The following is an 11,181-nucleotide window of genomic DNA, read 5'->3' on the forward strand; positions in this document are numbered from 1 at the left end:
TATATGAGAAGTTATTATGCGTTAATAGGATTATTATTTGCCTTTGCAAGTAGTTCCGCACAAGTCAAAAATGGTGAATTTAAAATTCAGAACGAAGCTTATTTTCCATTTGTAAAAAACAAAGCCCTGGAAGTAATGAAATCAGGATTTAATGCTGGCGATGGCTATCGCGAAGTATGGATCCGCGATTACAACACTTTTATCGGACTGGCCGCCCAGGTAAATCAAAAGGAAGTTTTGAAAGAAAACCTGTTGGTTTTTTGCAGAATGCAGGGGGAAGATGGCAATATAATAGATGGATTTACCCCGATTGAAAAAGTAGGTACTGCTGCATCCGATTTTTCATATTCGAAATTAGAGTCTCGTTATGCCGCGCACAAGAATACCGTCGAAACCGATCAGGAAAGCTCTTTGGTTCAGGCCGTTTACAAATACATTCAACTAACAGGCGATCGAAGTATTTTGGACGAAAAAGTAGGTGATAAAACGGTCGGTAAACGATTGGAGTGGGCTATGGATTTCCTCATGAAAAACCGGTTTAACAAACAATACGGGTTAATTATAGGCGCTACAACAGCCGATTGGGGCGACGTACAACCTGAACACGGTTGGGGAGTTGATTTGGATCATAATACACACACGGCTATTGATATTTACGATAATGCCATGTTTCTGATCGCTTTAAATAACCTGACGGAAATGCTGCCGGCAATTCAGCAAAAATGGAATGTGATCAAAAAAGAAGTAGCCCAAAACTGCCGGAAGTATTTATGGGATAAAAAAGCGCAAAAGTTTATTCCGCATATTTATCTGAAAGGTTCGCCTTTCCCTGCGGATTTTGATGAGCATAAGATTTACTATTTCGGCGGGACCACCATTGCCATTGAAGCCGGATTGTTGAGTAAAAAGGAAGTAAAAGTATCGTTGGATGAAATGGTGAAAAGGGTAAAACAGGCGGGCGCCGGCTCAATAGGATTAACCTTATATCCGCCTTACCCGAAGGGATATTTTGAAAACAAAATTATGAACCCCGAGTACAGTTACCAAAACGGTGGCGATTGGACCTGGTTTGGCGGCCGAATGATTCAGCAGTTAATTAAGTATGGATTTGTTGAAGAAGCGTATGAACAAATGCTTCCGATGGTGAAAAGGGTAAAAGACAATAATGGTTTTTATGAATGGTATTCGGTAGATAATAAACCAAGAGGCTCGGGAACTTTTAGGGGCGAAGCCGGCGTTTTGTATACCGCCATTATGATGTTCGAAAAGCTGAAATAATCCTTCAATACAAAACCATCTGACAATTGGTTCAGGCTGGAATTGAAGGCTTATATAAGCCAATGCTGATGCATTGATATAAAATGCAGATACAATAATATAAAATGCAGGTGCGATAATATAAAATGCACATGTAATAATATAAAGTGCACATGCGATAATATAAAATGCACATGCAATAATATAAAATGCGGATGCGATAATATAAAACGCTGGTACAGTAATATAAAATGTAGATGCGATAATGTAAATTGCTTGCAATACATTTTTTGCTGCCATTTAGTTTTTTTCAGCAAACGTTTGTCTGATAATATATTTATAATAAACTCAACAATTCACAACTATGCCGTAACCATGGTTTTTTGTTTTGGTTAATAGCGCTTAAATCAGTTATTTGTTTATGAAATCTTATCAGACAGCTTTTTATTGGCACCTGATATTGTTGCGGTCGAACAAACGTTTGAGCTAAAATTAAAGGCTTTTATTTGGCTAATAATGATGCTGCTTTTATAACTTTAGAGAACAAATTTTTACCATAACAATTATGATGGCACAGGGTATATTAATAATATGCCTGTGGTCATTTCTAACCAAAGCCTATTTAATATTAAGATAATCATATGATGAGCTTACCGAATGCATTGAAGCGCTTAAAAATTATAAGCCTATCCATTATATTTTTCAGTTTAACCCTTTCCCTAAGTGCGCAGACAAAAGTGAAAGTTTATCATCTTTCTACTTACGGAATTATACCCAACAATGGAAAAAACAGTACATCAAAGTTATCGGAGGTACTTAAGAAGATTAAAAATGAAACAAAATACAATGACTCCGTAGTCGTAAAGTTTAAAAAAGGGCGATATGATTTTTATCCCGAAGGAGCCGCAATAAAAACGTATTACGTTTCCAATCACGATCAGAATAATCCGAAAACTGTTGGAATAGCACTGGAACAATTCAAAAACCTCACGATTGAAGGCAATGGTGCTGATTTAATGTTCCATGGGCGTATGCTTCCAGTTGCACTTGTGGAGGCAAGTAATGTAAAACTCCAAAACCTAAGTATCGATTTTGAAAAACCACAAATTGCACAGGTCAAAATTATTGAAAATGATACCATAAAGGGAAATATCGTTTTTGAAACCGCGCCATGGGTGAAATATTTGATCAAAGACAGCGTATTTTATAATACAGGAGAGGGATGGCAAATGCAACCAACATCGGGCATTGCATTTGAAGGCAAAACCAAACATATTGTTTTTAATACCGGAGATATCCGGGTAGGAACGAAAGGTGTTTCCGAAATATCACCAGGTAAAATAAGGGCTTACAACTGGAAAAACAAGAAGCTGGTTCCTGGTACTGTAATCGCCATGAGAAGCTGGGCGCGCCCTGCACCGGGTATCTTTGTGCATAAAGGTAAAAACATCAGTTTGGTGAATGTAAAAGTGCATTATGCTGAGGGCATGGGACTGTTGGCCCAGTTAACAGAAAATATTTATATGGATGGTTTCGGCGTGTGTTTAAGAGGCGATCATGATCCAAGATATTTTACCACGCAAGCAGATGCAACACATTTTTCTGGTTGTAAAGGTATTATTACCTCAAAGAATGGCTTATATGAAGGGATGATGGATGATGCGATTAACATACATGGTACCTACCTGAAATTAGTTAAAAAGATTGATAGCAAAACGGTTATTGGTAATTATATGCATAGCCAGAGTTATGGCTTTGACTGGGGTTATGCAGGCGACAGTGTACAGTTTATCCAATCCAAAACAATGGAGCTGTGGGATGTTAAAAATACCATTGCCGCTATCGAACCCATAAGGGGCAATGAAAGCGATCCGATCAAATCATTTAAGATTGAATTTACAAAGGAGCTGGATGCAGAAATAGATCCTTCAAAACAGGATATCGGGATTGAAAACTTAACCTGGACACCTGCCGTGCAATTTACCGGCAACACCATCAGGAATAATAGGGCAAGAGGAGCACTCTTCAGTACCCCCAAAAAAACATTGGTGGCCCGAAATCTGTTTGACCATACATCCGGAACTGCTATTTTGCTCTGCGGCGACAGTAACGGCTGGTATGAAACCGGTGCCTGCAGGGACATAGAAATCACAGATAATAAATTTGTGAATGCTTTAACCAGTATGTATCAGTTTACAAGTGCAGTTATCTCCATCTATCCGGAAATTCCGGATCTTAAGAACCAAAAGAAATATTTTCATTCGGGAATACGGATACATCATAATCAATTTGACACGTTTGACTATCCGATTTTATATGCAAAATCAGTTGATGGACTAACGTTTAGCGACAATAAAATAATCATGAACAAAGAATATCCGGCATTTCATGCCAATAAAAATGTAATCAGTTTTAATCGTGTCGTTCGCGCGGATATCAGGAATAATTCGGTTAACGGACAGGTAACAGATCTTTCCGTTAAATAATGCTCAAAGGAATCTTTACTTCCTAAAGTCAGATTACCTAAACTGGCCTTTTTCCAATAGTGAAATTGTACTGAGCTGAATCTTATTTAACCTTTCCTGAAGTTCGAGGGCTTTGTTCTTTTCAGTGAGCAAAGCCTTTAACCTATCAACCTCTGCTGTCAGCCGTTTTTTTTCCTGTAGCTCGATCTTGGAGAAAACCTTTCCGCTTTCGTAATAGCTGAAAAAATTGTAATTCAGGAATTCACTCACGCGTACCAGCGTCAGGATATCAATCGTTGCGGCATTCAGCATTTCCTGTGCCTTTGTTTTGCTGATCTCAAGCGCGGCAGCAATGTCTGAAACAGAAATATCTTTCTGCTTCATTTCCTTCCAGATCATTAAGCCTATATGCACACTCATCTTGTATAATTTTAAAACATTGAAATTACGGAAAGCATAACGATTTAATCTTTTTTTGTGGTAATGATAATTAGTCTAAATATTTATTTAGCGGCTTGTAATAACTACATCACTTTTTAACGGAAGCGTTTGGTAGACAATCATTTTAATAACTGATGCTGCTCATATTTTTAACCTCAGGTTTTTACAAACTTTATGCTAGTTAAACGGCATAGAATATGAAAAAGATCCTGGTAGCTGTTGATTTCTCTGCAGCGGCAGAGAACGCAGCTGATTATGCAACCAATCTGGCCCATGGTATAGGTGCCCGGGTAGAACTGTTAAATGTTTTTCAGGTTCCGGAGTTTTCTCCTGCCGCCGCATCTCTGGTATGGCCGCTCGAAGAATATAAACTTATAGAGCAGGAGGCTAAAAAAGCCTTAAACCAACTGGTTGAAAAAGTTGAAGAAAAATATAAAATGGCCCATCATGAGCCTGGTTTTAAAGCAGAAGTGTTTGGAAGATCTGTTCGTGGCGAAGTAGAACAAGAGGTGAGTAAATATTTTGCTGATTGTAAAATGAACCTCGTGGTGGCGGGATTAAACCGGGCAGATAAGTTAACCAAAACACTTATGGGCAGTGTGGCCCGAAAAATCATCGAACAGGAAATACCTGTTTTGCTTATTCCTGCGGGATATCGGTTTAAGAAACCAAAAAAAATCGCTTTCGCCACAGATTTTAGCCATAGCGATATCCCGGTTTTATGTACACTTGCCGAATTTGCAAAACCTTTTAATGCTGATATCCTCATTACACATACCGGTAATTCACAATCTGATCCGAGGCTTCACAAACAAGAAACCGAAGATTTTTTAAATCGGGTTGCCGATAGGGTTAACTATAGAAATATCTACCACAGGCATGTAAACAGTGAGCGGGTTCAAGATGGCTTAAACTGGATTGTCGAAAACGGACAGATCGATATTCTGGCCATGGTGCACCGAAAACACAGTTTTTTTCATCGCCTGCTTAAAGGGAGCTATACCCTGAACATGTCTGATCATATTCAGATCCCGCTTTTGGTTTTACCTCCCGAACATTGTACCCCAATGTAACAGCTTATCATTATAAAATTCAATTCTTAAACAGACTATATATGTATCCCAAAACAATGAAAGCCGCAGTTATTCATGAATATGGCGGACCACTGGCCATAGAAGAATTGCGGGTTAGACCGCTCAATCAATATGAGATTTTGGTTAAGGTAATTTCATGCGGAGTATGTCATACTGATCTTCATGCTTGTAATGGAGACTGGCCGGTAAAATCAAAAATGCCGTTGGTGCCCGGCCATGAGGCCATCGGACTGGTAGCGGCAATGGACCATGATGTTAAAAGTGTTCAGGAAGGCGATGTAGTTGGAGTGCCCTGGTTGTACAGTGCTTGTGGTTGTTGCGAATTTTGCTTAACTGGTTGGGAAACATTGTGCTACGAGCAACAAAATGGAGGATAAAGTGTTGATGGAGGTTTTGCAGAATATGTAATTGCCGATTCGAGATATGTTGCCCATTTCCCTTCGCATGTAAATTTTGCAGAAATGGCACCCATTATCTGTGCCGGCGTTACCGTTTATAAAGGTTTAAAAGAAACTGATGCAAAAGCAGGCGAATGGGTTGCCATATCTGGTATTGGTGGCCTCGGCCATCTTGGTGTTCAATATGCAAAAGCGATGGGCTTTCAGGTTGCCGCAATTGATATTTCCAACGATAAACTGGAGATGGCTAGAAAACTGGGGGCAGATATTGTGGTTAATGCACAGGAACATGATCCAGGCGAATTTCTTAAAAAACAAACTGGTGGTATGCATGGTGTATTGGTAACGGCGGTAACGCCTGTTGCATTTAGCCAGGGGCTTTCAGCCTTGCGCAGAAAAGGTACTTTATCCCTAAATGGCTTACCTCCAGGCAGTTTTGATCTGCCTATATTCGATACCGTGTTGAATAGGATAACCATTAGAGGTTCAATTGTAGGCACAAGAAAAGATATGCAGGAAGCCATCGAATTTGCGGTAGACGGAAAGGTAAGGGCGCAGGTTAAAGGAGCAAAATTGGAAGACATTAATAATGTGTTTGATCAAATGAAAAAAGGAGAGATTGAGGGACGGATTGTCCTGGATATTTCTGGTGATTAGGTGTTTATTAATCAATATTTAACGATAAGAAGATGTTAGGCATATTAAAAGAAGAGGAAATAGAAAAGCTCCTTAAAGAACAATATATTGGCCGTTTGGCCTGCCATGCCCATGGCGTAAGTTACATTGTGCCCATCAATTATGTGTACAATAACGGCACGGTTTACGCGCACTCTGCTCCCGGGCAAAAAATCAGGATGATGAAAAGTAATCCTCAGGTATGCTTTCAGACCGACCAGATCCGCGATACCTTTAACTGGAAGAGTGTAGTGTGCTGGGGCAAGTTTGAAGAAATCAATGATAATGCAGAAAAGCAAAGAGCACTTCAGGGGATTATCCACCGGATGATGCCTTTAACCAATACCCCTTCGGCACAGCCGTCACATGGTACGGGCAAAGCAGATACTTATGATGAAGATATTATCGTGTTTAAAATTATCTTACACCTTAAAACGGGCAGATTTGAGGTTCACGATACCGTAGAGTAAGTACTTTCCGTAAAATCATTAAAAAGTGATCTCACTCACTTTTCGTTTTGACTGGCATCATGCTTTGGTTGGTTCAACTGCGATAGTTTTGCTGTCGAAATCATCGGCTTTTTGTTATAAAAGGCCAAACCTATATCACAAAATATCATGCCACATTCATTCCATATCCCCGTATTAGGCTTAGGTTATTCTATTGATACCCCACTTAAAGTTGCCAGATACGGTATTTCATCCGTGCTTTCTATTGTTGATGACGAACTGATCGAGCGAATGCGTGCTTATCATTCAAAAAAACGCCTGATTCATTTCGATGCAATTCCAAAAGGAGAAACGGATAGCCGGAGTAAACGCATCACCGCCTACCTCAATTTTTTGTCGGATACCATCACCGACGATTTCAAAACTTTAAAACAACAGGATTTTTCAATTGGAAATGATATTTGCCGCTATTTCGAACTTTTGCCCGATACCGCTAAATTAAAACATGGGTATGATCTGATGTTGGAATATCCTGAAGGTGAAACCAAAAAGACCTTCCAGTCGCTTTTAAAAAATGCGATGCGGATGGGGGCTATTGATGTGAACATCATGGCCAAGGTAGATAAAATGAATTATGCAGATGGCGAATATTCCGGCGATATGAATACCGATGCATTGGCGGCACTTCGTGGTTTTGCAGAAAGTAAACTGAGCGCTTCAGTGGTGTTATCTGCAGGTATGAACCCGAAATTATACAGTTATATGGAAAATTTTGAAGACTTTTTTCCAGATGAAAATGGCAAGCTGAAAAAGAAAATCATCTTAAAAGTTAGCGATTTCAGGTCGGCATTGATCCAGGCTAAATTTTTGGCAAAAAAGGGTTTGTGGGTTTCAGAATTCAGAATAGAATCGGGCTTAAATTGTGGTGGCCATGCCTTTGCAACGGAAGGATATTTATTGGGGCCGATTTTGGAAGAATTTAAGCTCAAAAAAAATGATATGCTCATCGAGCTTTTTAAAATGTACCAATTTGCTTTGGCGCAAAAGGGAATCCAAACAGAAAAACAGCCTAAACAACGGATCAGTGTGCAAGGTGGCATAGGTACTGCAGCAGAACACGATTTCCTCCTTCAATATTATAATCTAGATGCCACAGGATGGGGAAGCCCTTTTCTGTTGGTACCCGAAGTAACCAATGTAGATGCCGAAACATTAGTAAAATTGGCCGGCTCGACAGAAAGCGATTTTTATTTAAGCGGGGCCTCTCCGCTGGGTATCCGGTTTAATAATTTTAAAAATAGTACAATAGATCTCCAGCGCACCGAGCGGATTAAAAAGGGCAGGCCCGGAAGTCCGTGTACCAAAAAATACCTCTGCAACAATACCGAATTTACCGAACAAGCCATCTGTACGGCATCCCGCGAATATCAGCACTTAAAGATCAAAAGCTTAAAAACAGCTAGTCTATCAGAAGATGAATACCAGAAACAGTTTAACCTGGTAACCGAAAAAGTTTGCCTTTGTGAAGGCTTATGTTCCTCAACTTATTTGAAATATAATATGGTTAAACCAAAAGAAAATACCGCAATAGCCATTTGCCCGGGACCAAACCTGGCTTATTTTTCTGATGTATATTCATTTGAGGAGATGGTTGGCCATATTTATGGAAAAATTAACCTGCTGAGCAAAGTGGAAAGGCCACATATTTTTATCAAAGAGCTTAACCTATACATCGACTATCTTCAGGAAGATATCAAACAGCAGCTTCAAAATTTTAGCGATAAAAAAAGAAAGCAATTAAACGGATTCAAACTCCAGCTGGCCGAAGGCATTAATTATTATAAAAAGCTTTTTGCCGAGGTTGCCGATCAGGCATCTGGTGAATTAAAAGGATTGTATGAGCAACTGGCGAAGTCGAAAGACAAACTGGATGGATTGATTGTTGAATAAGGGAAAAAAGATCGGGAATAACTTTTCTATATTTACAAGGATATACTGATGTGATACATGGATAGATCGAAATTTTTAGATGCAATTATTGAAAATGCCATTGATGGAATTATCACTATTGATGATAAAGGGATTATTGAACATTTAAACCCGGCTGCACTTGAGCTTTTTGGTTATGATAAAGCAGAACTGGTGGGAAAAAATGTTTCGGTTTTAATGCCGGAGCCCGACCATTCGCGCCATGATGGCTACTTATCCAGATATGAACATACCGGGCAGAAACACATTATAGGTGTTGGGAGAGAAGTTTCCGGAAAGCGTAAAGATGGTTCTGTTTTTCCCTTTAGGCTGGGCGTAAGCGAAATAGAATTTAGTGACCGTAAAATTTATACTGGTTTTATCCACGATCTGAGTAAAGAAAAAGCCAATGAAGAGCAGATTAGAAGTTACACCGAAAAACTAGAGGTTAAAATAAAAGAGCGTACACACGATCTGGTTAAACTGGTATCCGAACTCGAAATGGCCAAAGAAAATATGCAGGCGCTATTTCAGAAAGAGAAAGAACTTAATCAGCTCAAAACAAGGTTTGTTTCCATGGCTTCGCATGAGTTTAGAACGCCACTTAGTTCTATACAATTATCAGCTTCTTTAATAGATAAATATACTTCTAAACAGGATGTGGCCAGTGTAGAAAAACATACGCTGAAAATCAAAAATTCGATCAATAACCTCACTACAATCTTAAACGACTTTCTTTCGCTGGAAAAACTTGAAGCCGGAAAAGTAGAAGCATCTGCCCAAACTTTCAATATCATCAGCTTTGCAGAAGAAATTGCAGAAGAAATGCAGATGATGACCAAAGAGAACCAGCATATTATTTACGAACATACCGGTACAACTGCCGAAGTTTATCTTGATCCGAACCTATTGAAAAATTGCGTGATCAATCTGATTTCCAATTCGATAAAATATTCTGGTGCCGACACTTTGATCCAGTTCAATTCTATTTTAAAAGATGATGAGCTCCTTCTGGAGGTGAAGGATAACGGCATTGGTATTCCAAAAGTGGATCAGAATAACCTGTTCGAACCTTTTTTCAGGGCACATAATACAGGCGATATCCCTGGCACAGGTTTAGGGCTAAACATTGTAAAAAGATATGTAGGCCTGATGAATGGTACTGTAGCCTGCCAGAGTGAACAAAATTCGGGTACGGTTTTTACACTCCGCTTTACCTTCCGTAAATAATTTTACAGTTAATACCCATTCCCATGAACAAGAAAGTTTTGATTATTGAAGACAATGATGACATCAGGGAAAGTACAGCCGAAGTACTGGATCTGGCCGGTTACGAAACTTTTACCGCTAAACATGGTAAGTTAGGTGTAGAAATGGCACTGAACCATTTGCCGGATGTAATCCTTTGCGATATCATGATGCCGGAACTGGATGGTTATGGGGTGCTGTACCTGCTGAATAAAAATCAGAAAACGGCAAACATTCCTTTTATTTTCATTACGGCGAAAACTGAGCGGGCAGACATGCGAAAAGGTATGGAAATGGGAGCAGATGATTACCTCACCAAACCATTTGATGACATCGAACTCTTTAAGGCTATAGAAAGCAGGTTTAAGAAAAAACAACAATCATCGGGCTTTAATTCAGGCACAGGCAATAGCGAAACGGTGATGAACGAACTTCGCAAAAGGGGCAAATCAAGGCCAATTGCCAACAAACAAATTATTTATGTGGAAGGGGATGAGCCGACCCATCTTTATTATCTAGTTAAGGGCCAGGTAAAAACCTACAAACGTTTTAAGGATGGCAGGGAACTTTCATCCAGCTTGTATCATGACGGAGATTTTTTTGGATACGAAAGTTTATGTAATGGCGAGGTATACACAGACAATGCGGCAACCTTAATAGAATCAGACATTATCCAGATCCCCAAATCCGATTTTATGGAATACTTGCTCAACCATCAGGCGGTATCCAAAACTTTTATCGCTTTATTATCTGGAAATGTACGCGATAAAGGAAAGCAAATGCTCCAGCTGGCTTATTCATCCGTACGAAAACGTGTGGCAGAAGCATTGTTACAGGTGGCCGTTAAATTTGGCGACGGTACTGAAGACAGCTGTACCATCAGGATCTCGCGCGATGATCTTGCTGCATTGGTAGGTACAGCCAGCGAAACAGTAAGCAGAATGCTCGCTGATTTTAAAGATGAAAAGCTTATCGATAAAACAGGTAATGCCATTAATATTCTCTCCTTAGAAAAATTACGGAATATTAAACAGTAATTGGGTTGGTTGCCCAGGGGTTAATCGGTTAATTGTTTAAATCGGTTAACTGTAAATTGCAAACTGAGAACTGTTAACTGGTAGTTGATAAATTAGTCGACTCCAAACGCACAAGCCCAAGCTCCGAACCCAAGGTTTAATCGGTTAAT

Annotated in this window: 10 protein-coding genes; 9 read left to right on the forward strand and 1 reads right to left on the reverse strand. The window is 39.5% G+C overall.

Annotation, left to right across the window (positions count from 1 at the left end; translation table 11 throughout):
* Positions 1-3 precede the first annotated feature (3 nt).
* Positions 4-1,278, forward strand: a complete 1,275-nt coding sequence (locus AC07YT_RS22175) for a GH36-type glycosyl hydrolase domain-containing protein (protein ID WP_086544886.1) — start codon at positions 4-6, stop codon at positions 1,276-1,278.
* Positions 1,279-1,898: 620 nt separating this feature from the next.
* On the forward strand, positions 1,899-3,743 hold the full coding sequence (locus AC07YT_RS22180; protein WP_494945530.1) for an alpha-1,3-galactosidase-related protein: 1,845 nt from the start codon (positions 1,899-1,901) through the stop codon (positions 3,741-3,743).
* A gap of 33 nt (positions 3,744-3,776) precedes the next feature.
* Here AC07YT_RS22180 and AC07YT_RS22185 read toward each other — a convergent pair whose 3' ends face one another.
* A complete protein-coding gene (locus AC07YT_RS22185) occupies positions 3,777-4,142 on the reverse strand; it encodes a helix-turn-helix domain-containing protein (RefSeq protein ID WP_145954188.1) in 366 nt (121 codons plus the stop codon).
* Between the two features lie 218 nt (positions 4,143-4,360).
* Here AC07YT_RS22185 and AC07YT_RS22190 point away from each other — a divergent pair, with 218 nt between their 5' ends.
* The 7 genes from AC07YT_RS22190 to AC07YT_RS22220 all read left to right on the forward strand — a co-directional run bounded on the left by AC07YT_RS22190 (position 4,361) and on the right by AC07YT_RS22220 (position 11,032).
* Positions 4,361-5,236, forward strand: coding sequence for a universal stress protein (locus AC07YT_RS22190; RefSeq protein ID WP_086544888.1), 876 nt, complete (start codon positions 4,361-4,363; stop codon positions 5,234-5,236).
* A 41-nt stretch (positions 5,237-5,277) separates the two neighbouring features.
* On the forward strand, positions 5,278-5,634 hold the full coding sequence (locus AC07YT_RS22195; protein ID WP_494945531.1) for an alcohol dehydrogenase catalytic domain-containing protein: 357 nt from the start codon (positions 5,278-5,280) through the stop codon (positions 5,632-5,634).
* A gap of 84 nt (positions 5,635-5,718) precedes the next feature.
* A complete protein-coding gene (locus AC07YT_RS22200; RefSeq protein WP_494945532.1) occupies positions 5,719-6,312 on the forward strand; it encodes a zinc-binding dehydrogenase in 594 nt (197 codons plus the stop codon).
* A gap of 32 nt (positions 6,313-6,344) precedes the next feature.
* Complete coding sequence (locus AC07YT_RS22205) at positions 6,345-6,800, forward strand: pyridoxamine 5'-phosphate oxidase family protein (RefSeq protein ID WP_086544889.1); 456 nt, start codon at positions 6,345-6,347, stop codon at positions 6,798-6,800.
* A gap of 147 nt (positions 6,801-6,947) precedes the next feature.
* On the forward strand, positions 6,948-8,729 hold the full coding sequence (locus tag AC07YT_RS22210; RefSeq protein WP_086544890.1) for a hypothetical protein: 1,782 nt from the start codon (positions 6,948-6,950) through the stop codon (positions 8,727-8,729).
* 57 nt (positions 8,730-8,786) lie between these two features.
* A complete protein-coding gene (locus AC07YT_RS22215) occupies positions 8,787-9,977 on the forward strand; it encodes a PAS domain-containing sensor histidine kinase (protein ID WP_086544891.1) in 1,191 nt (396 codons plus the stop codon).
* Between the two features lie 23 nt (positions 9,978-10,000).
* The gene (locus AC07YT_RS22220; RefSeq protein WP_086544892.1) at positions 10,001-11,032 is read left to right on the forward strand and encodes a response regulator; all 1,032 of its coding nucleotides are present in this window, start codon (positions 10,001-10,003) and stop codon (positions 11,030-11,032) included.
* Positions 11,033-11,181 lie beyond the last annotated feature (149 nt).

This window comes from Pedobacter sp. GW460-11-11-14-TSB4, assembly GCF_059423705.1.

Excerpts from the sequence above, each read along its gene's own strand:
- AC07YT_RS22175 (WP_086544886.1), top strand. The coding sequence starts at position 4 with ATGAGAAGTTATTATGCGTTAATAGGATTATTATTTGCCTTTGCAAGT.
- AC07YT_RS22180 (WP_494945530.1), top strand. The coding sequence starts at position 1,899 with ATGATGAGCTTACCGAATGCATTGAAGCGCTTAAAAATTATAAGCCTA.
- AC07YT_RS22185 (WP_145954188.1), bottom strand. The coding sequence starts at position 4,142 with ATGAGTGTGCATATAGGCTTAATGATCTGGAAGGAAATGAAGCAGAAA.
- AC07YT_RS22190 (WP_086544888.1), top strand. The coding sequence starts at position 4,361 with ATGAAAAAGATCCTGGTAGCTGTTGATTTCTCTGCAGCGGCAGAGAAC.
- AC07YT_RS22195 (WP_494945531.1), top strand. The coding sequence starts at position 5,278 with ATGTATCCCAAAACAATGAAAGCCGCAGTTATTCATGAATATGGCGGA.
- AC07YT_RS22200 (WP_494945532.1), top strand. The coding sequence starts at position 5,719 with ATGGCACCCATTATCTGTGCCGGCGTTACCGTTTATAAAGGTTTAAAA.
- AC07YT_RS22205 (WP_086544889.1), top strand. The coding sequence starts at position 6,345 with ATGTTAGGCATATTAAAAGAAGAGGAAATAGAAAAGCTCCTTAAAGAA.
- AC07YT_RS22210 (WP_086544890.1), top strand. The coding sequence starts at position 6,948 with ATGCCACATTCATTCCATATCCCCGTATTAGGCTTAGGTTATTCTATT.
- AC07YT_RS22215 (WP_086544891.1), top strand. The coding sequence starts at position 8,787 with ATGGATAGATCGAAATTTTTAGATGCAATTATTGAAAATGCCATTGAT.
- AC07YT_RS22220 (WP_086544892.1), top strand. The coding sequence starts at position 10,001 with ATGAACAAGAAAGTTTTGATTATTGAAGACAATGATGACATCAGGGAA.